This is a genomic window from Enterococcus phoeniculicola ATCC BAA-412 (assembly GCF_000407505.1).
GTDB classification, from domain to species: Bacteria; Bacillota; Bacilli; order Lactobacillales; family Enterococcaceae; genus Enterococcus_K; species Enterococcus_K phoeniculicola.
The window spans coordinates 50,379-75,444 of the sequence record NZ_ASWE01000005.1 but is presented as its reverse complement, the minus strand read 5'-3'; the positions used below and the strand labels follow the sequence as shown (position 1 = coordinate 75,444).

25 protein-coding genes are annotated in these 25,066 nt (G+C 35.5%); 23 read left to right on the top strand and 2 right to left on the bottom strand.

What is annotated here, in order from left to right:
* Nucleotides 1-157: 157 nt before the first annotated feature.
* Both I589_RS16570 and I589_RS18400 read left to right on the top strand, forming a co-directional pair.
* Complete coding sequence (locus I589_RS16570) at nucleotides 158-739, top strand: TMEM175 family protein (protein ID WP_010766821.1); 582 nt, start codon at nucleotides 158-160, stop codon at nucleotides 737-739.
* Between the two features lie 260 nt (nucleotides 740-999).
* The gene (locus I589_RS18400) at nucleotides 1,000-1,137 is read left to right on the top strand and encodes a hypothetical protein (protein WP_010766822.1); all 138 of its coding nucleotides are present in this window, start codon (nucleotides 1,000-1,002) and stop codon (nucleotides 1,135-1,137) included.
* Between the two features lie 75 nt (nucleotides 1,138-1,212).
* Here I589_RS18400 and I589_RS16565 read toward each other — a convergent pair whose 3' ends face one another.
* Nucleotides 1,213-2,169: a helix-turn-helix domain-containing protein gene (locus I589_RS16565; protein WP_010766823.1), complete on the bottom strand. Its 957-nt coding sequence runs from the start codon at nucleotides 2,167-2,169 to the stop codon at nucleotides 1,213-1,215.
* Between the two features lie 186 nt (nucleotides 2,170-2,355).
* Here I589_RS16565 and I589_RS18250 point away from each other — a divergent pair, with 186 nt between their 5' ends.
* The 16 genes from I589_RS18250 to I589_RS16485 all read left to right on the top strand — a co-directional run bounded on the left by I589_RS18250 (nucleotide 2,356) and on the right by I589_RS16485 (nucleotide 18,675).
* Nucleotides 2,356-3,348, top strand: coding sequence for a DMT family transporter (locus I589_RS18250; protein WP_010766824.1), 993 nt, complete (start codon nucleotides 2,356-2,358; stop codon nucleotides 3,346-3,348).
* An 18-nt stretch (nucleotides 3,349-3,366) separates the two neighbouring features.
* Nucleotides 3,367-4,176: a pyrroline-5-carboxylate reductase gene (proC, locus tag I589_RS16555; protein ID WP_010766825.1), complete on the top strand. Its 810-nt coding sequence runs from the start codon at nucleotides 3,367-3,369 to the stop codon at nucleotides 4,174-4,176.
* Between the two features lie 1,427 nt (nucleotides 4,177-5,603).
* A complete protein-coding gene (locus I589_RS16550) occupies nucleotides 5,604-5,816 on the top strand; it encodes a hypothetical protein (RefSeq protein ID WP_034685544.1) in 213 nt (70 codons plus the stop codon).
* A gap of 204 nt (nucleotides 5,817-6,020) precedes the next feature.
* The gene (locus I589_RS16545; RefSeq protein WP_010766827.1) at nucleotides 6,021-7,517 is read left to right on the top strand and encodes an AcpB/EbpR/MafR family transcriptional regulator; all 1,497 of its coding nucleotides are present in this window, start codon (nucleotides 6,021-6,023) and stop codon (nucleotides 7,515-7,517) included.
* Between the two features lie 370 nt (nucleotides 7,518-7,887).
* A complete protein-coding gene (locus I589_RS16540) occupies nucleotides 7,888-8,397 on the top strand; it encodes a GNAT family N-acetyltransferase (protein ID WP_010766828.1) in 510 nt (169 codons plus the stop codon).
* A gap of 145 nt (nucleotides 8,398-8,542) precedes the next feature.
* On the top strand, nucleotides 8,543-9,127 hold the full coding sequence (locus I589_RS16535; RefSeq protein ID WP_010766829.1) for a helix-turn-helix domain-containing protein: 585 nt from the start codon (nucleotides 8,543-8,545) through the stop codon (nucleotides 9,125-9,127).
* An 825-nt stretch (nucleotides 9,128-9,952) separates the two neighbouring features.
* A complete protein-coding gene (locus I589_RS16530) occupies nucleotides 9,953-11,437 on the top strand; it encodes a BglG family transcription antiterminator (protein WP_010766830.1) in 1,485 nt (494 codons plus the stop codon).
* Nucleotides 11,427-11,831 carry a PTS sugar transporter subunit IIA gene (locus I589_RS16525; protein ID WP_010766831.1) on the top strand — a complete coding sequence of 135 codons (405 nt, stop codon included), beginning with the start codon at nucleotides 11,427-11,429 and terminating at the stop codon, nucleotides 11,829-11,831. Before I589_RS16530 ends, I589_RS16525 begins: the two co-directional genes overlap by 11 nt.
* Before the next feature lie 18 nt (nucleotides 11,832-11,849).
* A complete protein-coding gene (locus I589_RS16520; RefSeq protein ID WP_010766832.1) occupies nucleotides 11,850-12,164 on the top strand; it encodes a PTS fructose transporter subunit IIB in 315 nt (104 codons plus the stop codon).
* Nucleotides 12,165-12,180: 16 nt separating this feature from the next.
* Nucleotides 12,181-12,630, top strand: a complete 450-nt coding sequence (locus I589_RS16515; RefSeq protein ID WP_010766833.1) for a PTS sugar transporter subunit IIA — start codon at nucleotides 12,181-12,183, stop codon at nucleotides 12,628-12,630.
* A 233-nt stretch (nucleotides 12,631-12,863) separates the two neighbouring features.
* Nucleotides 12,864-13,964, top strand: a complete 1,101-nt coding sequence (locus I589_RS16510) for a PTS fructose transporter subunit IIC (RefSeq protein ID WP_010766834.1) — start codon at nucleotides 12,864-12,866, stop codon at nucleotides 13,962-13,964.
* Between the two features lie 242 nt (nucleotides 13,965-14,206).
* On the top strand, nucleotides 14,207-14,896 hold the full coding sequence (gene alsE, locus I589_RS16505) for a D-allulose 6-phosphate 3-epimerase (protein ID WP_010766835.1): 690 nt from the start codon (nucleotides 14,207-14,209) through the stop codon (nucleotides 14,894-14,896).
* A gap of 170 nt (nucleotides 14,897-15,066) precedes the next feature.
* Nucleotides 15,067-17,061, top strand: a complete 1,995-nt coding sequence (gene tkt, locus I589_RS16500; protein ID WP_034685554.1) for a transketolase — start codon at nucleotides 15,067-15,069, stop codon at nucleotides 17,059-17,061.
* 315 nt (nucleotides 17,062-17,376) lie between these two features.
* Nucleotides 17,377-17,778, top strand: a complete 402-nt coding sequence (locus I589_RS16495) for a DUF4809 family protein (RefSeq protein ID WP_010766837.1) — start codon at nucleotides 17,377-17,379, stop codon at nucleotides 17,776-17,778.
* Nucleotides 17,771-18,097, top strand: a complete 327-nt coding sequence (locus I589_RS16490) for a nitrous oxide-stimulated promoter family protein (RefSeq protein WP_010766838.1) — start codon at nucleotides 17,771-17,773, stop codon at nucleotides 18,095-18,097. The genes I589_RS16495 and I589_RS16490 overlap by 8 nt, the downstream gene beginning before the upstream one ends.
* A gap of 233 nt (nucleotides 18,098-18,330) precedes the next feature.
* The gene (locus tag I589_RS16485) at nucleotides 18,331-18,675 is read left to right on the top strand and encodes a hypothetical protein (RefSeq protein WP_010766839.1); all 345 of its coding nucleotides are present in this window, start codon (nucleotides 18,331-18,333) and stop codon (nucleotides 18,673-18,675) included.
* Nucleotides 18,676-18,823: 148 nt separating this feature from the next.
* Here the strand turns inward: I589_RS16485 and I589_RS16480 are convergent, their stop codons facing one another.
* Nucleotides 18,824-19,726 (bottom strand): LysR family transcriptional regulator, encoded by a 903-nt coding sequence (locus I589_RS16480; RefSeq protein WP_010766840.1) that lies wholly within the window; start codon nucleotides 19,724-19,726, stop codon nucleotides 18,824-18,826.
* Nucleotides 19,727-19,914: 188 nt separating this feature from the next.
* Here I589_RS16480 and I589_RS16475 point away from each other — a divergent pair, with 188 nt between their 5' ends.
* From I589_RS16475 to I589_RS16455, 5 genes are all read left to right on the top strand, one after another.
* Nucleotides 19,915-21,102, top strand: coding sequence for an acetyl-CoA C-acetyltransferase (locus tag I589_RS16475; RefSeq protein ID WP_010766841.1), 1,188 nt, complete (start codon nucleotides 19,915-19,917; stop codon nucleotides 21,100-21,102).
* Nucleotides 21,103-21,114: 12 nt separating this feature from the next.
* Nucleotides 21,115-21,789, top strand: a complete 675-nt coding sequence (locus I589_RS16470; protein ID WP_010766842.1) for a CoA transferase subunit A — start codon at nucleotides 21,115-21,117, stop codon at nucleotides 21,787-21,789.
* Nucleotides 21,773-22,411, top strand: coding sequence for a 3-oxoacid CoA-transferase subunit B (locus I589_RS16465; protein WP_010766843.1), 639 nt, complete (start codon nucleotides 21,773-21,775; stop codon nucleotides 22,409-22,411). Before I589_RS16470 ends, I589_RS16465 begins: the two co-directional genes overlap by 17 nt.
* Before the next feature lie 22 nt (nucleotides 22,412-22,433).
* Entirely contained in the window at nucleotides 22,434-23,207 is a 774-nt protein-coding gene (locus I589_RS16460) for a 3-hydroxybutyrate dehydrogenase (protein WP_010766844.1), read from the top strand.
* 79 nt (nucleotides 23,208-23,286) lie between these two features.
* Complete coding sequence (locus I589_RS16455) at nucleotides 23,287-24,618, top strand: GntP family permease (RefSeq protein WP_010766845.1); 1,332 nt, start codon at nucleotides 23,287-23,289, stop codon at nucleotides 24,616-24,618.
* Nucleotides 24,619-25,066: the final 448 nt, after the last annotated feature.

Below are 25,066 nucleotides of genomic sequence, written 5' to 3'. Positions count from 1 at the left end.
GTTTTCTAATATGTATTTAGTTTATCAAAAAGAAAAGAAAGTTACGTCAAACTAAAGTCTGATTTTTTGCTACGACTTATTTCAATCAAATAGTTGCTTTTTAACGTACTTTTTTTGTACAATACAGTGCATAGAAAAAATGAAAGGGTTGTGGGTTATGTCAAAAACAAGAATTGAAGCATTTACGGATGCAGTTATCGCCATTATTATGACTATCTTGGTGTTGGAATTAAAAGCACCTGAAAAGGCAAGCTGGTCTGCACTTGCGGGAATGGAACACAAAATTTTAATTTATATTGTTATTTTTATTACGCTGGGAATCTATTGGAACAATCATCATCACATGTTTCAGGTGGTTCACAAAATTGATGGTCGAGTCTTATGGGCAAATAATTTCCTTATCTTTTCACTGTCCTTATTTCCCTTTTCAACGGCTTGGATAGGCGATCATTTATACAGCTGGGCACCAGAGGCTACCTATGGATTTATTGTGTTGTTAGCCAATTTTGCCTATTATATTTTAGCAAAGGAGCTAGTTCGAGCAAATGGGCATCAATCAACCGTAGCCACCCTTTTTAAAGGTTATCGTAAAATGTATCTATCAATTGCATTAAACGTAGTAGCGCTTCTCTTAGGCTGGTTAATTGCACCAATCTGTGTCTTAATCGTCAATGTCCTTATTTTATTTATTTGGTTAATACCAGAGAAAAAGGTAGAAATCCACTATAAAGAAAACTAAGATTGTTTCACATGAAACTTTTGAAGAAAATCATTCATAGAAGAAATAGCTAAATTGCTTCTTGAAGAAGAGTTTTTGTACCTTAATTTATTCGGACAATGCCCAAGAGTTAGAGCATGAGGTTCGAGAGACAAACACCCATGAAGGCGATAGAGCCCTCATGGGTGTTTGTCTCACTCTCTTCTTAATAAAAACATAAAAAAAATAATGAATTTATTCAACATTTTTGCGAGATACTTCTGTTAAAGAGGTGTTTTTTTATGGATAAAAAGGAATTTTATACAGGGGGAATAGCTAGTGGTGTGACATTATTGCTCTTTCCTCAACATGTTCCTGTTGTTGCGATAGTCTGTTTAGTTATGACGATTATCTGTGCAAAACAAAAGAAACATCAATAAAAACAACTCTGTCCTATCATTCAAATTTATACGTTAAGCGAATGAATGATTTATGGAAAAAGTTGCTTTGTAGTTTTATGAGGACAGTGATTGCTTGCGATAGTTTCCTGGCGTAGTCCCTATATTTTTTTTGAATATTCGAAAGAAGAAGGCTTTGTCCGTATATCCGACCTCTTCGGCGATTTCTTGAATGGAAAGCTCGGTTTGCTCCAAATAATTTTTTGCATATTTTAATCGCAAGTCAATTAAACACTGGGTAAATGTTAATCCTGTATTTTTTTTCAAAAGACTAGACAGATAATTCGGATGAAAATGGAAGACTTCTGCGGTATGCTCCAAAGTAATGGTTGCTAAGTGATTCTCCATGTAAGCAAGTACTTCAAATGCCAACAGCTCACTGGAAACTACGGAATCCTTTAGGCGAATCGCTTCATCTGCCAACTGGCTAATTTCAACAATAAAGAGCAGGAAAGCAGACTTTGTTACTTTGTTATTAAAGTAGCGCATTTTTACCACCTGTTTTAGAAGTAACAAGGAATAGAAATGGATATCGTCACACGTATCAAATTCAAATACATAATAACGACTTACTTGTTCTGCTTCTTTTTTTAACGATTCAACAAAAAAACGATAAAGTAATTTTTCTTCTGAAAATTGAGCAAGCAAAGAATCTGTAAAATAAGTGGGCTTAAAGTAAAAGCAAATCATCTTAGTATCAGGACAAAGTTCCTCATAATCAATATGTGTGTGTTTATTTGATAAGATAAGTGTTCCTGCAGCATAATAAAACTCTTTTCCATCAATCAAAAGCATCACTTCTCCTTGTAAAACATAGAGAATCCGTATATAAGGAGCGGGAAAAATTAAGCGTCCTTTCGTATCTTGGCAGACAAGAGCTGCGATTTGTCGCTGGTCATTTTTTCCAAAGGCTTCAAGCTCATCTTCCATACAATCCCCAGAAGTAATATAACAATCCAGTGTTTCTAAATAGCTAAAAAAATGGTTGTGCTGTTCTTCGCTAAAATAATACATATATTCTCCAATCTTTGAATAAGCTACTTTTATCTTTGTGCAGACTATTTCTTTCTCTAGGTTTTGAACCTATACTAATCCTAACTTGCAAGTTGTACTGTATTCTAACATATTGTGAAAAAACTAACAATCAAGAGGTTCAAAAAATAATTTATTGAGAAAAAGACACTCATGTAGGAGGATAAAATGACAGATTTAGCAAAAAAAGCAGCACCTAGTGTTGCGGTAATTACAGTTGCTGCAATTGTAACCAATGTTATTTGGGGAACACCTTTTAAACTAATTAAGATTATGAATGAAGAGATGGGCATCAGTAAGGATGCTTTGGGACAAGACTATCTGGGCCAAGTATTAGCAACCATTAGTATCCGCTTTTTGTTAGCAGGAGTGATGACGTTAATTTTTGCGATGGTTATAGGTCAGAAGATTTTCCAGGTGAAAAAGAAGCAGTGGTCAGAGATTACCATCATGGGGTTAGTTTCAACAACCGCTGCCTACTTCTTTTTTAATATTGGAAATGTTAATATTAGCTCAACGATTAATTCAACGATTTTAGCGCAATCAACCATTTTCTTTGCGGTGATTTTGGCGCATTTCGCTTATAAAAATGATAAGCTGACATCAATGAAGGCAGTAGCATTGTTGATTGGATTTGCAGGATTAATCATTTCTCAATTAACTGGTGGGACAACGATTCAAGATATGTTTTCCTTTACATTGACTGGGGAAGGATTCATGTTGATTTATGGTTTATTAGCTGCACTAGCAACAATGTTGGCAAAAAAAATTGGTTCAAGCCTGAATTCATTTGTATTAACTGGATGGAATTTAGTGATTGGCGCAATCGTGTTATATCTAATTGGTTTTGGCATGGGCGGTAGATTGTCCGTGATTAACTGGACACCAATGGGCGTGATCCTATTAATTATTTTAGCTGCTGCATCTGCGATTCCGTTTAGCCTATGGTATTGGTGTGCGCAGTATGCCAATCTTGGAGAATTATCAGTATATAAATTTATCATGCCGATTTCGGGAAGTGTTCTTGCTGTAATATTAGGAGAAAGCTTTACGATTCCGTTGGCTGTAGGATTGGTGTTAGTTTGTTTATCCATTGTATTAATGAACAAGCCAATGAAAAAGAAGGTTGCAGAGCCAATTGAATCTGTAGAAAAAGCGTAGAAAAGGGAGCGTAAAGTTTTGAAAATTGGATTTTTAGGTGCAGGAAATATGGCTTCGGCAATTGTCGAAGGAATCATTAAAAAAGAGTTTGTGAAAGCGGACGAAGTATACTTATATGATATTTTAACGGATAAAGTACAGGCATTTGCCGCTTCACTTGGTGCGCATGCGGTAGCAGAACCCAAAGAGTTAATCGAGACAGTAGAAGTCTTAGTGCTAGCTGTAAAACCGAACGTAATAAAAGGTGTGTTAGATGCATCTAAAGAGACTATCCAACAGAATTCGCCACTGATTGTATCTATAGCGGCAGGAACACCACTAGATGCATTGTATGAAGTATTTGAAACGACCAATCCAGTGAAAATTGTTCGCGTGATGCCAAATGTGAATGCATTAGTTGGTGAGGGAGCGGCGGCTATATGTGGAAATGATTTCACAACAAAAGAAGAGGTTTCGCTCATTGTAGAGATGTTTAATGCGGTGGGACAAGCATGGGAATTAGAAGAACACTATTTCTCAAACTTTACAGCTTTAGCAGGAAGTTCTCCAGCATATGCCTATCTGTTTATAGATTCTATTGCTCGTGCGGGAGTAAAAAATGGTATGGCGAAGGATAAAGCATTGGAAATTGCCGCACAAGCTGTCTTAGGAAGTGCAAAAATGATTATTGAAAGTCAAGAAAATCCTTGGACCTTGATTGACCGTGTATGCTCACCAGGAGGAACAACAGTTGCAGGATTAGTGGAATTGGAAAACAATGCATTTATTTCAACTGTGATAAAAGGAATTGACGCAACAATTGCAAAAGATCAGGAAATGAGTAAGTAAGCAACCGTTATTCAAGAAAAATGACTCTAAATATAAAAGAGCTTTAAGAAATAGATATGGCAAAGCACGTGCTTTGCAAATGTCTGTTATCTAAGGCTCTTTTTGCTACGTTAGAGAAACACGTGGATAAGCAGCTGCTGGAAGTCGATTGGGAGAATGCAGTCAATGGTTGTTAGTGTCTGTTTTTTCGTCTCTTTCTTCTTCTAATGGGAATGTAACGAGAACTTGAATAAGAAAGGTTGTAAAACTACTTACAGTAAATAGACACCAAGAATTAGGAAAGATCTCAGAGAGGGAAGATTAGGCTAAAGTTCTGAACGGGAGGAGGGAAAGCTGTATATCTACAAGACATAGCAGCTAAAAAAGCCACTTAGAATAAGACGATTTATTGAGATATCCACAGTGGAAGACTTCGAGAAAATAGTTTTTTGGAAAACAATTCTGTTCATTAACAGGTGTGGATAAGTCTATAAAAAGTGCTTTTTTATAGACTCTAAAGTAGTTATAGCAAGGGATAATGACTTATACACAACCCTGTGCATAAGTATAGATAAGAACAGATAGGAATGTATAAGGAAAAAAGACTAGTACGAAAAATAAGAGGGAAAAAGCAATTAAACATGAGATAGAGTTCACCTGGCTAGGAAATCTGTGGAAATAGGTTATTATAAGTCTTCAGAAAAAAAGTAAAAGAAATAGTTTGTTTGAATATAGTTATCCACTGTGGATAACTATTCATTTTTTATTATTTTTTTGAGATTTGTAGAATAAGGATGGAAATAAAAAAATTACTAAATAAGAGTGTTATTTTAATTGGAGAATTAGACTCATATATTCCTGTTGATAAATAAATTTAATAGGAAGTCATTTTTTGATCAAAACAAAAAATTTTAAAAAATTGTTGATAATTTTATGATTCTAAAAAAATATCAAAGTTAAGTTCAAATAAGAGTTTATTTATCAAAAGTACAACAATTCCCTTCTTTTATTCTATTATTGTTATTTTATTTTCGATTCAAAAAAATTTGATGGATCAAATAGATAGTTTACTATTTTTTGAGTTAATATAAGAATGTTATTTTAAAAAAGTTGAATAGTAGGTGTTTTTAGTGAAAAGTTGGTTAAAATAGTCTATAAAAACAGCTGAAATAGTATTTTTCTTTACTTTATCCTGAATAAATTCTAAAAATAGAAATCATATGATGGGAATTTTTGTTTTTTTAAAAAAGAATTGAATTTCTTAATTTTTTAGCTTGAAAAGTATAAATATACATATTTATGCATAATTGACGAGCTGTTTTATCTTTTTTATTTAAATAAAAAAATATATATCAGTTTTCATGTTTTTTTATAAAAAAAATGATTCAACGGTCTCTGTTTTTTACTATATGATAATAAAAAGAAGATGTGATGGAAAAGGGATGTATATGGATAGACAGATTTTAAAGGAGTTAGAGAAGTATTTAGAAAAGTATGGGTCTATTTCATTACAAGCATTTAGTAAACAGTACCCAAATAATGCGATGCAGCCCATGAATAAGAGAGAGAAGTTTACTTTGTTGGCCTTTGTAAATGAAAGCGAGCGAATCTCGCTCAGATATACGGAGAAAAATGAAATTATATTTGTTTTGCATGGATGAAAGAATCAGGTGGAAGCACGTAGTAGATAGTCAACTTATGCAGTTTTTTATTGCTATGTTTGAACGAATAAGATAAGCAAGTAGATGAGTTGAACTCATCTACTTTTTTTATAATAGGCAAAAAGCAAGCTATATAAATAGAAGTATATTAGAATGTAGACATAAAGTAAAAATGGTTATTTAAAAAGAAAGAGGAGTTGGCTGATGAATTTAAGAAGTTTATTAAATCGTGAATTGCTAAGAAAGCTGACTATTATCGAGAGTCTTTACTATTCAAAAGAAGTTGTTTCTGTTGAGCAAATTCAAGAGTTGAATCATTGTTCTGGACCTGTAGTATTGAATGATGTAGCTAGTATTAATGATTCACTTGATTTTTTTTCTATTGAGAAAAAGAACAATTCCTTCAAATTGAATCGACCTGATTATATAGGGATAGATACAGCCTATGCCTATTTTTTATCTCAATCTGTAGAATTTCAGCTACTTGAATTATTGTTATATGAAAAATTTCCTACAGTGAAACGTGCGGCTAATTACCTATTCATTAGTATTCCTTCAGCACATAGAATTTTAAATCGTTTATCAGATTGCTTACGTCCATGGAATATAACGATTCAAAAGATGCCATTGCGTATGGTTGGAAATGAAGCGATGATTCGTCATTTGTTTTATTTATACTATAGAGAAAAGAAAGTAAGCGTCAAACAGTTATATCCTAGAGAGGAAACAGCAGCAGCAGCTCAATTCATAATCCATGCTTTTAAAGAAGCAAATGGATTTACTCATTCCTCAGTTATGCAGCTACGCTTATTATATAACTTTCATATTAGTTTACTTCGATTGAAAAATAACCATCCGTTTGAAGAAAAGACATTGGAAACACAAAGTATTTGTTCACCTGTACATAAATTAAATGACCAGTATGCCAGCATCATTCGGCAGGAATACGGGATAGAATGGTCACCTGCTATTCAAAAGGAATGTTTATGGCTATATTATGGGAAGTACATAATCTATACAAAAAAACAACTTGAAATAGCTCAGAAGGAGTCAAAAAGTATAGATGAAATTTCTGATAATACAGATAAATATTTAATCTATTTGAAGAGAAACTTACAGGTAAATTGGACAGAAGATCAATACATCCATCTAAAAACAACCATCCTAAACGAATTGATTATCTATCGGCCAACGAGAGACTTTTTATACCTTATTGCGACTCAGCGTTATAATTTTGTATCAACTATGGAAGAACGATATCCTTGTCAAATACAAAGACTATTCAAAATTTACCAGAGATTTTTAGTAGAAAATGAGTTAGAAGTTGCTGAGGATGGGGTATTTAATCAAATCTACATTCTACTTACCTCATGTCCTAATATTTTAGAGAAATTGTCTTATTACAAGAAAAAAATTCATTTATTAATCATCTCTATTATCAGCCCAACCCATGAGCATTATTTATCTAGTTATTTGAGAAATAATTTGATGGGAAATTATGAAATTTCACATGTGAATCTCTATGATTACCCAGAAAAAGAGTGGAGGAAGATTATTCAAGCCTATGATTTGATTCTTACAAGTTTTACGTTAAGCATTTCAAACGTGACAAAGCCGATTCTTGCAGTAGAATCATACCCTTCGGCTGATCGATTGAAGAAAATTCAAAGAACAATCATGGAGCTGGCAGAAAGAGAATAATAGTTATTAATAGTCTATTTAGAAAAAATTGAGGACTTGGACTGTCTGAGAAATTCCGGATACCAATCATTTGATGGTATCTTTTTTTGTTTGAAAAACGCTTCCGTTAGTATAGCTATAGGGTATAATTTGAATGAGAGTCTTTATTATCCATACCAATATGCAAGAGAAATTTTCATCCAAAGCATGCTTCATGCGAAGAAGAACGAGAACCGTAGAGGAGATTTTCACTTCTTAAAGTATCCCACTTTTAGAGAGTAATGAGAGTGAAGTGGGGTTAAAAAGAATGGGTAAGCGAGTGGTGACTAGTAGTTGATAAAAAATGTTCTGAGTATGAGGCTATTTTTTTAATAGGGAAAGGACTGTAAATATGACTGAAAAAAGAAAGGTCTGCTTAAGAGAAGTAACACAAAAAGATGTTGCTAAACTATATGAATGGTGGACAAATGGAAAAGTAATGGAACCAGTAGGATTTCCAAATGGGCTTTCTATAACACTTACGGATGTATGTCAGGCGATTAAGCGATATGAAGATACAAAGGATTCAGCGTTTTTGATTATTTTAAGTGATTCAGGAGTCGAAATAGGCGAATTTGCATATTCTAAATTATCAAAAGATACATATACGTTCGATATTAAAATAGGGAATTATAGCTATCAAGGTCAAGGCTATGGCAAGCAAGCTCTTTTAGAAGGAATAAATCTAATTAAACTACAAAAGAATGCGAAAAGAATAGAAATTCATGTAGCTCCTGAAAATTTAAGAGCATTAGCCCTGTATGAATCGGTTGGATTTAAACGGATTAAAAGAATCGAAAATAACTGGAAAGATCAGTTAGGAAATCCCCGTTCAACAGAAGTACTTGAATTAGTTATTTAATACAGTAAGTAAATATGCTCGATTGTACCTGGGTAAATTACCTAGGTAAACGAATGTATACACGGGACAGCCAGCTATTGTCCACGATAATAGACAGACAATTATCTTGTTTTATTCTATTCTGAACTCACTAGGAGGAAACAAAATGAACTTTAGCAAACAATTAAAAAAATATCGGGAACTAAATCTCCTTTCACAAGAAATGTTAGCAGAAAAAATATATGTTACTCGGCAAACTATTTCTAAATGGGAAAATGATAGAAGTTATCCTGATATTCATAATTTAGTCGCTTTAAGTATTCTTTTTGATATCTCCTTAGATGAATTAGTTAAAGGAGACATGATAATTATGAAGAATGCTATTGCAAACGAAAAAATGGATAAAGATGTTAAAGGAATGCTGTTATTTATGGTATTGGGATTGATAATAGGGGTTCCGAGCATTACTATTTTTGGTGTAAAAGGGTATATTCCTTTTGCCATTTTATGGGCAATCAGTATGTATTTTGCGATGAAAATAGAAAGAGCGAAAAAGAAACATAATATAAAAACATATAAAGAAATTATCGCTTTTTCAGAAGGAAATTCAAATTTAGAAGAGTTACAAAAGAAACGAAATAAGAAAAAGTATATTTCTGAAAAAATACTTATTGTATTTACATTTACGTTAATATTTAGCATATTAGCTTTGGTTATTGTATTTATAACGGATCTTTTTTTGAAATTCTAAGTAGACAGTCATATATTGAGAAAGAGGTCGGGACAGAAATGTTCAGCTCCGAGAACAGGTACTATGCATCATCGAAAGTGAAACTACGTGATTTACAGCACCAAGTAGATACGTCTCTACAGTTATTTCTTTCAGGAATAGTGTATCGGATGTACCTTCAGCTTATTTTCGGAGCCTTCAACTTCTAGCCTGTCCATGCGTAAGAGTTGTTGAGAAACAAATGAAGTGGAGATCTTCAATTCTCCGTCCCGCTTTTAGAGATTGATGAGAGCGAAACGAAGTGGAGATGAGGTGCTTCTATTCCTAACCTTTATTAAGCGTTTACGAGGTGGGGCATAACTTAGATAGTTATATCTCACTTTTTTTTATATGTAGTTAAAAATCTTTTATCAGCAGTCTCACAGTATCTAGTAGATAAAGAGTTATTCGAACGGTGGAAGAGATGAACGATAGTGCTGAGAATGTTGGTAGCATCAATAAGAAAATTTTATGAGGTAGGGTACGCAACTTATAGAAGAAAACAGAGATCAGCCACAAAACAAACAATCGACGCCTTGGAAAAAAGGGGCGTCTTTTTTATCCAGTTTGGTTACAGTCCTTAAGAATGAGGATGTGTAGTGAGGAGAATGTCTAGTACTGCTGTGTGAGGTCCTCTTTTAATCTTTAACCTAACAAACTATTCAAGCTAAATCATTGATAGAATAAAAAGGTTAGAAATGACAAAAAATGCAAACGTATACATAAGTGTCTGTTGCAATGGACAAAAGACAGTGGGAGATTCAAGAGGAACTATCGTATGATGAAGAGGCAAAGGGGGGACAACAGATGACCAGTCAAATTGATCGAATGAATAAATTAAAGCTCTTACTTTCTAAACAGCGTGACTATATTACTGCAGAAGAGCTTGCATGTTTAATAGAAACTTCGACCAAAACTGTCTACCGTTTAGTTAAAAAGATAAATGATGAATTTCCAAATGGAAATTTAGTGTTATCTGAAAAAGGTCGTGGATATAAGCTTGATTATGAAAAATATATCGAGTTGGATGAACCGGCTGTGAAGCAAGCTGACGATATTTCACCAAATCAAAGGCAAGATCGAGTAATGGAAGAGCTCCTTTTATCCTCTCCTAAAGCATTACGGATATTAGACCTTTTTGGTGATTTCTATGTTGGGGATTCTGCTATTTCAAATGATGAGAAGATGATTTCTCAAAAAATAAAAAAATTTGATTTAAAACTTATGAGGAAAAATCGTACTTTAGCTATCAGAGGTAAAGAAGAAAATATTCGCCATGCAATAGCAGAGCTGATTCAGCGTTTAAATATTATTGATTTAGATGAAATAAAGTCTTCTGATGAATGGAATTTTAATCGGTATGATGTGTTATTTGTATCCGATCAGCTTAGAACGATTGAGAAACAGCTAGGTGGAGATATTCCATATCCGTACAACGTAAATATTTTTTCTCACTTATACATAATGATTAGTCGATTTAGAAAAATGAATCACCAAATAAGTGGTGAAAAACTAGTTGTTACCCAGTTAAAAGCGTTAGATGATAACCCACAAATTAGAGATATTGCCATAGAGATCATTAGAAATGTAGAAGCTTATATGTCTACAAAACTACCGGTTAGCGAGATTTATTATCTTTATCAGTATCTTCTTTCATCAAGAATGAAAAATGAGTCCGATAAGAAACAAACATTTAGTTCTGAGGTGGAAGAGATTACAAATTATTTTTTAGATGAAGTAGGCAAGCGTTTAAAAATAAACACCAAAAATGAGTCTATTTATATGGATTTAGCCAATCATATCAAGCCCATGCTTAATCGATTAGAAAATAAAATTCGAGTGAAAAATGGGTTATTAGATCAAATAAAACTGACCTATGAGACGATTTTCAACTTTGTTTCAGACGTTGCTTTGGAGGTAAGTGAGAAATATAGATTACCGAAAATTAACCAAGATGAGGTAGGATTTATTACCCTCTACTTCGCTAGAATCATTGAAACACATCAATTACCTATCCAAACACTGATTATGTGCACAACAGGTGTTGGAACATCAGAACTTTTGAAAGCGAAAGTAGCTAAAAAGTTCCCTGAGCTAAATGTGATAGATGTGATTGCTACTAAAAATTATAAAAAATCCTTAGAGAAGTCGCCAGAGATAGAGTTAATTTTAACAACAATCGGAATTAAAGAAGCGCTGCCGGTGAATTCATTAGTAGTTAGCGCGATGTTGACTGCTGATGATCAAACGCGAATTCAAAAGAAAATCGAGGACATCTACAATGAACGATAACCTTATTCAATTATTTTCTGAGACAGAAATATCTAATCGAGAAGAAGCTTATGAATTTATTAGTAGTCAACTTTTTTCACAAGGGAGTGCAGAGGCACTATTACTTAAACATGCTTTATATGAAAGAGAGGAAACAGGAAATATTCAAATAGATGAAGGGGTTATTCTCCCTCATATTGAGTCTGAATTAGTAAATCAGAGTTTTGTAGCAATCATTCAACCAAAAGCACGAATTCAATATTGGAGTAGTGAAATAGCCAATATTGAATTACTCATTGTCATCCTTCTTTCTCCAAACGAAAGTGAGGAAGGTAAACATAAAATTATTGATTTTATGCGCAAGTTAGCGGACGAAGAGTTTGTTGATCGCTTAAAAACGATAAAAACTATCTAAATTATGGAGGAAATTATTATGAAAATCGTAGGAGTAGCCGCATGTACAGTAGGGATTGCCCACACGTATATTGCACAAGAAAAATTAGTAAATGCAGCAAAAAAAGCTGGTTATGAAATGCATGTAGAAACACAAGGAACGATTGGTGTTGAAAATGCCTTAACGTCTGAACAAATTCAAGAGGCAGACATAGTTATTTTAGCTATTGATGTGAAAATCAGTGGTCGTGAACGGTTCGACGGGAAAAAAGTTATTCAAGTACCAACAGAAGTAGCGGTAAAATCACCCAACAAATTAATTGAAAAAGCTGTGGAAGTAGTGAATAACCAATAAAAGGGAGTGGTAGTAAATGGACGTAAAAGAAATTATTGATCCAAACATTATAAAAACACAATTAATTGGCACAAATAAAGATGAAGTCCTAAGAGAATTAGCAAGTATGCTTTTAGAAAATGGCTATATATCCAATATTGATGGCTTCATTCAGGATATTTATGCTCGCGAAGCTGAAGGACAAACAGGTATTGGCAACTACATTGCTATTCCTCATGGGAAAAGTAGGTTCGTTACTAAAGTAGGTGTTGCTATTGGTGTAACAGAGCATGAAATTCCTTGGGAAACATTGGATGGCAAAGGAGTTAAAGGGATTATTTTATTCGTAGTTGGCGATGATAACGATGGCGCTCAGAATCATTTAAAATTGTTGTCATTATTTGCACGAAAATTAGGAAATGATGAAGTCGTTGAACAATTAATTCAAGCGAAAGATGCAAAGCAGGTTGTTGCAGCTTTCGTATAGAAAAAAAGTGATATTCGCATGAAACTTGTAAAAAAAGCCTTATGTATAGCACAGAAATTACCGTATATACGTATATATTGAATCAAAAAGCTTGAAAATACTGTAACAGGAATAGGCAACGCTTATAGAAATAGACAGAAGTAGCAATAAAGTCATCAGACAAATTTGATTGAAAAAGTAATGGAAGTCGTAAAGAAATAAGTAACGGTATAAATAATAAGGAGGAAAGATTCATGGATACAATAAAAAAGCTTAACTTGAAAGGACATTTGTTAACTGCAATTTCTTATTTGATCCCCATTGTTTGTGGGGCAGGATTCTTGATTGCACTAGGTATGGCGTTTGGTGGTACAGCTCAAGGAACATTAGAGCCTGGGAAGTTTGGTATCTTTGATGCATTGGCAACTATGGGTGGTGCAGCTTTAGGTTTACTACCTGTTGTTATTGCAACGGGTATCTCCTACTCAATTGCAGCTAAACCGGGTATTGCACCTGGGTTCATTATTGGTCTGACGGCAAATGCTGTTGGAGCTGGCTTTATTGGTGGTATTTTAGGTGGGTATCTTGCAGGATATCTTGTATTAGCAATTTTAAACTATGTAAAAGTTCCAAATTGGGCAAAAGGATTGATGCCAACATTAATTATTCCATTTATTGCATCTATTTTAGGTGGATTAGTAATGGTCTATCTAATTGGTACGCCTGTAGCTTTCTTAACCTCGTTATTAACAAACTTTTTAGATGGTTTAGGAAACTCTTCCTTACTAATCTTTGGAGGGATTATCGGTGTACTAAGTGGTGTTGATTACGGAGGACCAATCAATAAAACAGTCTTTGCCTTCGTACTAACAATGCAAGCAGAGGGATTAAATGGGCCAATCACGGCATTACAGTTAGTGAATACGGCTACTCCTATCGGTTTTGGCTTAGCCTACTTTATCGCAAAACTTTTTGGTAAGAATATCTATTCAAAATTGGAAGTAGAAACTTTGAAATCAGCAGTTCCTATGGGAGTTATCAATATCGTTGAAGGCGTGATTCCATTAGTAATGAACGACATCGTCCGCGGTGTAGTGGCAACAGCAATTGGTGGGTTTGCTGGTGGAGCGACCACAATGATTCTAGGCGCTGACGCAACAGTTCCGTTTGGCGGCGTATTAATGATACCAACAATGTCTAAACCGTGGGCTGGTGTGATTGCTATTTTAGTAAACGTAGTAGTAACTGCAGTAGTGTTGGCTGTAATCAAGAAAAATATCAAAGAGGAAGATAGGGATGTAGTGGTTGAAAAAGAAGAGGAGGATATCAGCTTAGACGATATTCAAATTTTCTAAAATGAACACGAGAATAAAACTAATTTCAAAGCGGAGGACAAGGAATGGAATTTTTTCTAGCTACAGCAAGTGTTCACAATCCAGAACACGTGGAAAAAGCTATCCTTACAAGGTGCCCACATTGTAACAATACCTCCAGCGTTGTATAAAGCTTTATGGAATCATCCGTTAACGGATAAAGGTAACGAATAATTTATGGAAGATTGGCAATCATTCCAGAACAAATAAGGGAGTCGTAAAAAATGACTAAAGTAAAATTTTCTCCATCATTAATGACGATGGATCTCGATAAATTTAAAGAACAAATTGAATTTTTAAATGACCATGTTGATTCATACCATATTGATATTATGGATGGTCACTATGTACCAAATATTACCTTATCACCTTGGTTTATTGAAGAAGTACGAAAAATCAGTAAGTTGCCTATGTCTGCTCACTTAATGGTTACCGATCAAAGTTTTTGGGTGAATCAATTAATTGACATGAAGTGTGAATGGATTTGTATGCATGTTGAATTGTTGGACGCAATGGCTTTTCGGTTGATTGATTCCATTCATGAGGCAGGTTTGAAGGCAGGTGTTGTCTTAAATCCGGAAACACCGATTGAAGTGATTTTTCCTTATATTGAGTTAGTCGATAAAATAACGATTATGACTATTGATCCGGGGTTTGCTGGTCAACGATTTATTGAATCTACTTTACAAAAAATCGTAGAGCTTCGTAAACTTCGTGAAGAAAAAGGATACAATTATGTCATTGAAATGGATGGGTCCTCTAATCGAAAATCATTTAAACGGATTGATGAAGCAGGGCCAGATATCTACATTGTTGGTCGAAGTGGGTTATTCGGATTGGATAGCAGCATAAAAAAATCATGGGAAATCATGAAAAAAGACTATAACGATATGACAGGAAAAGTCATTGAATAAGTAAAAATATACTGGAACAAGAATTCTTGTGACGTTGCAGTTCAAAAATGTAGCAGGTTATTCATAAGTTTATTTTCGAACAGAGGATGAATTTTCCGATAACTGGTACTTCTTGAAGCTGAGTCAAGATGCTTGTTCCAGTTTTTATATGAGCGAAGGAGGAAGACATGTTGTTTGATAAAATTGATCAATTAGCAGTGAACACGTTAAGAACTTTGAGTATGGATTCCATTGAAGCCGCGAACTCGGGTCATCCAGGATTACCTCTTGGAGCAGCACCAATGGCGTATGCGTTATGGAGTAGATTTCTAAAAATTAATCCCAAAACTTCTAGAAATTGGGCAGACCGTGACAGATTTATACTATCTGCGGGGCATGGTTCAGCACTTTTGTATAGCTTGCTTCATTGTGCTGGCTATCAACTAACGATTGATGACTTAAAACAGTTTCGTCAATGGGGATCAAAAACTCCAGGACATCCGGAAGTGCACCATACAGATGGTGTAGAAGCTACTACAGGTCCTTTAGGGCAAGGTTTTTCTATGTCGGTGGGGATGGCAATGGCAGAAGCGCATCTGTCAGCTAAGTATAATCAGCCAAATTATGAAATCATTAATCACTATACCTATACGATTTGTGGAGATGGTGACTTAATGGAGGGCGTTTCTCAAGAAGCCGCTTCTATGGCTGGTCATTTGAAATTAGGCAAACTAATCGTTTTATATGATTCAAACGATATATCACTAGATGGACCTACCTCAAAATCATTCACTGAAAATGTGGGTAAACGGTTTGAAGCATACGGTTGGCAGCATATCTTAGTCAGTGATGGGAATAACTTGCAAGCAATTTCTGATGCGATTGAAGCAGCTCAAAAAGAAACAGAAAAACCAACTTTGATTGAAGTGAAAACGGTGATTGGCTTTGGCGCTCCAAATGAAGGAACAAATAAAGTTCATGGTGCACCATTAGGTTCTAAAGGTGTTGAAGTGGCTAAAGAATCCTATAACTGGCGCTATTCAGAGTTCTCAGTGCCAAAAGAAGTTGCGGTTCGTTTTAAAGAGACAGTTATTAATCGCGGGGCAGAAGCTGAAGCACAATGGCAGAACTTATTTACAGAATACACCCAAAACTTTCCAGACTTAGCAGAAGAATTTAGTCAGGCATTTGCAGGAAAGCTGCCAATAGATTGGGCGTCAAAAATGCCAGATTACGAAGAAGGATTTAGTCAAGCAAGCAGAGTCTCCTCAAAAGAAATGATTCAGAGCTTATCTCAGAAAATCCCAGGATTTTGGGGTGGATCTGCTGACCTTTCCTCATCAAATAATACCATGGTGGCTACTGAAAAAGATTTTGAACCAGGTCAATACGAAGGTAGAAATATTTGGTTTGGTGTTCGTGAATTTGCAATGGCTGCTGCTATGAATGGTATCCAACTTCATGGAGGGACTAAAGTATATGGTGGAACATTTTTTGTTTTTGCAGACTACTTACGTCCAGCACTCAGACTAGCTGCTATTCAAAAGACACCAGTGACGTATGTGTTAACCCATGATTCTGTGGCAGTTGGAGAAGATGGCCCCACGCATGAACCTGTTGAACAACTAGCAAGCTTACGTTGTATTCCTAATGTTCATGTTATCCGTCCGGCAGATGGAAATGAGACTCGAGCGGCGTGGAAAATTGCCATGGAGTCAACTGACACCCCAACAGTTTTAGTTTTGAGTCGTCAGAATCTGCCTGTTCTTCCAGGAACAAAGGAAAATGCAGATCAAAATTTGGCTAAAGGCGGTTATATTCTTTCACCAGCTAAGGGTGACAAACCTGAGGGGATTTTGATTGCAACAGGATCAGAAGTCAATCTTGTTTACAAGGCGCAACAAGAGCTGTCTAAACAAAATATAGATGTCTCTGTTGTTTCTATCCCAAGTTTCGATATTTTTGAAGCACAATCAGCAGAGTACAAAGAAAGTGTTCTCCCCTCAGAAATGAAGAAGCGTGTAGCTGTTGAAATGGCCTCAAGTTTTGGTTGGGAACGGTATGCTGGAAATGAGGGCAAGATTATTGCTATTGATACCTTTGGGGCAAGTGCTCCAGGAGAGACAGTCATCAAAGAATATGGGTTTACCGTAGAAGCAATAGTAACTGCATTTAACGAACTTTAAAGATTCCACAGGAAGTGAGTTTTCTTTTAGAAATGTTCGCAGAATGAAAAGCGGTATATTCGCATTAGCAATAGAAACAGCAGACAATCAGAAGTTGAGTGGATAATGGCTAATCGTAGGATGTTTTTCAATCCGAATGAGAGCATCCATTCGTTGATATGCCTCTTTCTGTATCGGTACTTTTCTCAAAAAAACATAAAAAGGTCCATTTCTACATCGATAGGTGAACCTCTTTGTTAAGTAAAAAACAAGTGAAATATACCACAAATAGGCTTATAATGAGAAAAGAGAATAAGAGAAAGTGGGAGGAGTAATATGAAAGCAACCATTATGAGCGAAGATTTTTTGACAGAAGGAGGCTGTAATGCTTGTGGCCCTGTCCATAGTGTTACCTATCTGATAGAATTTTCTGAAGGACGTCCTCAAACAATTGAAGCATTAGATGTAGAATCACTTGTGATGATTTTTGCATTAAAAGCAGGCTGGAAGCAAGAAATGGTAATGACAGATGACTTTGAAGATGCGATTCAATTTAAGAAAGACCAACAGAAAGTCCTTCTTACTGAAGACTATAGACAAGTAATCTACACAGCGAATGGCCAAGCGGTTCAAGCGTTGAAAGAAATAGAAGATTATACGCTGCTTGCTGAGAAAACCAATGAGATTTTGCGTACCTTATTTAAAATAGAACCAGTGGACTTTGAATTTAATGTCTAGGTCTGTTCGAACGAAGAATGAGGGGCCAATCATTCGAGAAGAAATGAAGCTAATTGCCTGTATGATTGAATTATACTATAAGAAAAATAAAGGTGAAATCCCTGAAAAACGTATGGCTAGCTATGCGAATCAGCGCTTAGCCTTTTGTCAGTTTGGTGAAGAAAAAACAACCTGTCAAAAATGTCCAGTCCATTGTTATCAGGAAGTATATCGTAACCAAATGAAGCAGATTATGCGCTATTCAGGTCCAAGAATGCTTTTAGTGCACCCTTGGTTAACAGTAAGACATGGCTTTCGTGGACTAACCAGAAAGCTGTGACAATCTAAAGAAAAACGTCATTTTTGAAGGAAATTCCCAAAATATATTTTTCATAGACAAAGAACATGTATTATTTTGTTCCATATTAAGTAGAGATTAGCTACTTTGTATGGGACTTTTTTTGTTACACGTGAAACTTAAAAATAGGTTTATTCTTTACCATTCTCATAAAAACATTCGTTACTACTTATAGACACATCGAGGAAAGAAAAAATTTTAAAGGAGGAGAATGGATGACTCTATCAAGAATTTCACTAAACCAGATTTTCCAGTGGGACATTCAAAAAATTGAAAAGAAAATTTATCAGCACTATATGCAAGACGGCTCTGCTGAAGCAGCGTTGCAGCAACATCGGTGCTTACAAATTCGTTGTCAATATTATGGGGAAGTTTGTAAAGAGCTGCATGGGGAAGTATTAATAAGAGGGATTTATTTATATGGCTATAAGCCCAATGAACGCTATTGGCTAGCAAAACTATATCCCTACTTTACTCATTACTTTACAGAGGAGGAGCAAAACCAAATCAGTTATCGACTTGAATCACTAGAAAATGGGCTCTTCACCAATAGTCAGTAAATCATAATAAGTTTAGAATCGTTAATAGAAAGTGAAGAGCAGCGCTTAAAAATTTTCACCAATTTGTCTACTTAATCAGGAAGAGGAAAAGTAAATAGTACAAGAAAAGCAATGTCCCTAACCAAATGTTGATGAGGGACATTGTTTTTTATGCTTGTGTATCAAATTCTTCCAAGAGTGCATCAAGAATATATTCCTCTACCCTGTTATAATTACTTTTTTTTAAGCGACATAACATCACTTTCCAAGGAATAGCTTGTTTAATTGGGACAGCGACAATATCCTCAAATGAATATTGCTCGGCAATAGGAAGAGGAAGAATAGAAAGCAGTTCATGATTAATTCGTGCGGAGTTGACCAAAAAATCCCATGAACCAGATTGAAGGACAATGTTTTGGCGAATATTATGCTGTTCAAACTTCGCTTTTACCAAATGATGAATCATGAAGGTTTCATCAAAAATTGCCATTTTTTCATTATGTAAATCCGGCCAGTCTAGTAAGGTATGGTTTGCTAAACGATGTTTTGTAGACATAAAGACAGCTAATTCAGAAGATTGTATTTGATAGGAATCAATCATTTTTTTTGAAATACCTTCTGGGTGCAGTAAGATAGCAATGTCGACTGTTTCTAACAAAAGATCTTGACGTAGTTGATACGCACCAGATTCTTTAATGGTAAACTGAATATCAGGATTTTTTAAAATTAATTTTGGCATAATCGTTGAAAAGACAACAGATAGAACTAAGGGGGGAATTCCAATAGTGATGGCGCCCTTTATATTTTGTTCATGGCGATGTAGGTTTTCCTGCATGTCATTATATTTTTTTATAACTTCTAAGGCATCTTGATAATAGTGCTTGCCAGTAAGTGTCAATCCTAAAAGCTTGCTTTGTTCACGATTAAATAGTTTTATGCCTTGCCTTGCCTCAAAATCATTAATCATAATACTTAATGTGGGTTGAGAAATATATAAACTTTCCGCAGTACGACTGAGGTTAAAGTCATTTTCAACAACGGCAATGAAATAACGTAAATGCTTAATATCCACTACAAACACCTCCAATTGAGTTTCTAAAACAAAGACTAAACATTTGTTAAGACAAAGTCAATGGATTCAGGGTATAAAAAATTTTTATATATACTAAAGAAATATATATTTCTCATTTCAAGTAAAAGTTGTTATTCTGTGAACGTAGAGGAAACGCTTTCTTAAAAAGAATAAAGGAGTTTTGTGCAATGAGTAAAGAAGTAGTAATTACTGGTGCGTTACGAACTGCCGTTGGATCATTTGGCGGAGTATTTAAAACAGTTTCGGCTGTTGAACTAGGAAAGACAGTAGTTAAAGGATTAATCAAAAAAAACGGGATTGATCCATCTTTAGTCGATGAAGTTATTTTTGGGAATGTTCTTCATGCCGGTCTAGGGCAAAATGTGGCTAGGCAAGTAGCTATTCACGCTGGTATTCCTGATACGAAGCCATCGTTCACAGTGGATATGGTATGTGGATCAGGCTTAAAAGCAATTGAATTAGCTGTACAAAGTATTCTTTGCGGAGATGCAGAAATTATTGTTGCAGGTGGAACAGAAAATATGAGTCAAGCGGGTTATGTTTTAAAAGATTATCGGTGGGGTGGTCGATTAGGTGATGGAGCAATTGTTGATACGCTAGTAAATGATGGATTAACAGATGCATTTCATCAATATCATATGGGCATAACTGCAGAAAATATCTCAAAAAAATATGCCATTACTCGTGAACAGCAAGATCAATTTGCATTAACTAGTCAAAATCGTGCTTCACAGGCAAGTCAAAGCGGGCGTTTTAAGGAAGAAATTATCCCCGTTTCAGTCCCCCAGAGAAAAGGCGAACCAATTCTTGTTACAGAGGATGAATACATAAAGCCAGGGACAACTTTTGAAAAGCTTCAGTCACTGCGACCTGCCTTTCTAAGAGATGGAACAGGAACAGTTACAGCAGGAAATGCCTCTGGGTTAAATGATGGAGCCGCCGCCGTGGTCTTGATGACGAGAAGCAAAGCAGAAGAATTAGGTCTACCTATACTAGCCACAATCAAAGGCTATGCAAGTGCAGGAGTAGCACCTGAAATTATGGGGACAGGTCCCATTCCAGCAACAAATAAAGCCTTAGAAAAAGCTGGCTGGAAAATTTCTGATTTAGAGTTAGTAGAGGCAAATGAAGCCTTTGCATCACAAGCATTGAGCGTGGTTCAGGAATTAGGATTAGATCCAGAAATCGTCAATGTAAATGGGGGAGCAATCGCCATCGGTCATCCAATTGGTGCAAGTGGTGCAAGAATTTTGGTAACTTTATTACATGAGATGGAAAAACGATCAGTAACACGAGGACTTGCGACGCTTTGTATTGGTGGCGGGCAAGGGACTTCCGTACTGGTAGAAAGATAGGTAGGAAAAATTATGGGAAAAGTGATTGGAATTCAACAAGCCGTTGATTTAGTAAAAGACGGAGACACGGTAATGGTGGGTGGCTTCATGACGAATGGCACGCCTGAATTATTAATAGATGCTCTGGTAAAAAAAGGAATAAAAGATTTAACGCTTATCTGTAATGATGCAGGCTTACCGGGTAAAGGGGTAGGTAAAATGATTGAAACACATCAGTTTTCTAAAATTATTGCCTCTCATATTGGATTAAATAAAGAAGCTGGACGCCAGATGAACGCGAAAGAAACAATCATTGACTTAGTTCCCCAAGGGACACTCGCTGAACAAATTCGTGCAGGAGCATTTGGATTGGGTGGATTTTTAACACCAACGGGTATTGGAACATTAATTGAGGTAGGTAAGCAGAAAATTGAGGTAGATGGTCAGATGTATTTATTAGAAAAACCATTGAAAGCGGATGTTGCACTTATTTTAGCGGATGTAGCAGATGAGCTGGGTAATTTGACCTATCGAGGATCAGAAAATAATTTCAATCAATTGATGGCTGCGAATGCACAAACAACTATTGTTGAAGCACGAAAAATTGTGCCAATAGGAGAAATTGATCCGATTACCGTCCAAACACCGAATATATTTGTAAATTATCTTGTTGATGGAGGGAGTGGGAAAAATGAAGGAACTAACTAAAGATGAAATTCAGGAGCGAATTGCTCGACGTGTTGCGTTAGAGCTACCCAATGATTCATTAGTGAATTTAGGGATTGGCTTACCTACCAAAGTGGTAAATTACCTACCTGAAGGGATATCGATTACACTGCAATCAGAAAACGGGTTTATTGGTCTAGATAAAGCGGGAGAAATTCCCGATCCCACGATTGTAAATGCAGGAGGTCAGGTAGTGGGAATCGCTCCAGGCGGTGCATTTTTTGATAGTGCTACCTCATTTGGAATTATTCGTGGAGGACACGTAGATGCTACTGTTTTGGGGGCTCTTCAAGTAGATGAAAAGGGCAATATAGCTAATTATCTGATTCCTGGGAAAATGGTTCCTGGAATGGGCGGTGCTATGGATTTACTTGTCGGTGCCAAGAAAGTAATTGTTGCGATGGAGCACACAAATAAAGGCAAGTGGAAGATTTTAAAAGAATGCTCCCTGCCGCTGACTGCTACACAGGTTGTAGATAAAATTGTTACAGAAATGGGTGTGTTTGATGTAACACCTGAAGGAATTGTTGTAGAGGAAATCCATCCAGATTACACATTTGAAGAAGTTCAAGAAGCGACAGAAGTACAATTAATAAAAAAATAAAAAGTGAAAAGAGGAAAATATTATGACTAAACAAGTGGTATTTGTAACAGGTGCAGCAAGTGGAATTGGAAAACAAATTGGAGAAACTTTTTTAAAGGAAGGAAAGATCGTTGTCTTTTCAGATATTAATCAAGAAAAATTGAATGAAGTCGTTAAAGAATACACAGCAGAAGGTTATGCAGCAGATAGCGTAGTATGTGATGTAACAAGTGAAGAAGCGATTAATCAAGCAATTGATTCAACAGTTGAAAAACATGGGCGCTTAGACATTTTAGTAAATAATGCAGGCCTGCAACACGTGGCGATGATTGAAGACTTTCCAACAGAAAAATATGAATTTATGTTGAAAATCATGCTGGTTGCACCATTTATCGCCATCAAGCGCGCCTTTCCAATAATGAAAAAACAAGGATTCGGTCGTATTATTAATATGGCTTCTATCAATGGTGTGATCGGATTTGCGGGTAAATCAGCATACAATTCTGCAAAACACGGACTGATTGGCTTAACAAAAGTTGCTGCGCTAGAAGCGGCGGATACAGGTGTGACAGTAAACGCTATTTGTCCAGGGTATGTTGATACACCATTAGTTCGTGGACAGTTTGACGATTTGTCAAAAACAAGAAATATTCCATTAGAAAAAGTTTTAGAAGAAGTCCTTTACCCACTTGTTCCTCAAAAACGTTTAATTGATGTGCAGGAGATTGCTGATTATGTCTCATTCTTAGCAAGTGAAAAAGCTAAAGGAATTACTGGTCAACCAGTCTTGCTGGATGGCGGGTACACAGCACAATAACTTGTTTGTATGAATAAAGGAAGAGGTGAGACGAGACCTAGTTTCTTGTCTCTTCTTCTAGATAAAAAGGAGTCTATTTATGGAAATTATCGCCCCAATTGGTGTGTTACTAGGTGTAGCTGCTATCATTTATTTTTCAATAAGAGAAATCAATATTATTATTGCCGCACCAATGGCAACGATTTTAGTAGTGTTATTGAATAATATGTCTATTGTTGATTCCTTATTGGGAAAAGAAGCAAATAATTACATGGGTGCATTATCTACCTATATTATGAATTATTTTGCTATTTTTCTACTAGGCTCGATTTTAGCCAAATTAATGGAAACAAGTGGTGCAACAGTCTCTATAGCAGAATTTATTTTAAACAAAGTAGGATATGATAATCCTTACCGTGTATTGGTAGCTATCTTTTTGATTAGTGCACTTTTGACATATGGTGGGATTAGTCTCTTTGTCGTAATGTTTGCAGTTCTCCCATTAGCTCGATCATTATTTAAGAAAATGGATTTATCCTGGAACTTGATTCAGGTTCCATTGTGGTTAGGGATTGCTACGTTTACAATGACTATCTTACCTGGAACGCCCGCAATTCAAAATGTTATTCCCATTCAATATTTAAACACATCATTAACAGCAGCTCTAATACCAAGTGTTTTAGGGAGTATCGGCTGTATTGTATTTGGCTTAGTTTATATGAAGTATTGTTTAAAAAAGAGCTTGGCAAAAGGTGAAACCTACGCAACTTACACAAATGGCCAGAAAGAAGACGTAGTCGACAAGAAAACCCCTTCGTTTATTGCGAGTGTTGCTCCACTGGCATTGCTGATTATTGTAGCAATTGTAGGGAGTATTGTCGGAAATGAGTTCATGAAAAAAAATATTATTTATATCGCTTTACTGACAGGAATTGTTACGGCATTTATCTTGTTTTATGGGTATATAGATAATAAAATCTCTACATTAAGCGTTGGCGCAAGCGGCTCAATAGGACCAATTTTTGCTACTGCATCTGCTGTTGCCTTTGGTGCAGTCGTTATGATTGCTCCAGGATTCGGTATCTTTTCAGACTTAATTTTAAATATTCCGGGGAGCCCGTTGATTAGTTTGACTGTATTAACGTCAGCAATGTCTGCCATTACAGGTTCTTCATCTGGTGCATTAGGGATTGTGATGCCAAACTTTGCCCAATATTATCTTGATGCTGGGCTTAATCCTGAAATGATTCATCGAGTGGCAGCAGTGGCTTCTAATATTCTAACTATTGTCCCTCAAAGTGGTGTTTTGTTAACTTTCTTGAGTTTGACTGGACTTAACCATAAAACTGGATTTAAACAAACATTTATTACGGTATTCGGAAGTACGTTAGTAGCTGAATGTATTATTATTATCGTAGGTTCTTTTCTATAGTAAAAATACCTCATTTTCATAGATTGACTGAATACAATGGGAAACCTGGTTTGTCCTCTCATGAAATTAGTTAGGAAAACTCCGTTTATTCTGGTAAGTTGCTGCAAAGCCGTTTACCAGAATGAGCGGAGTTTGTTTGTTTTAGCATTCTTTGTCAGTCAGCGAAAAGGGGAAAATGTTTCACATGAAACGTAAGAAATTGAATCTTTTACAGGTTTTGCGAATAACGTAACAAATAAGGGATGGGAAGTTGTTTTTCAGTGATTTTTACTTTCTGTAAATTTTTGATAATTTTCGATATTTGTAAAATGATAGACTGAAAATGTATCTTTATAGTGGAAAAATAACGAACATTTTTTATCGGAAATTTAATTCTTCACATAAGGATAGTTATATAAATTAGGTACAAACGACTTTCTTTCATGGGAAATCGAACAAAAATGTTTTG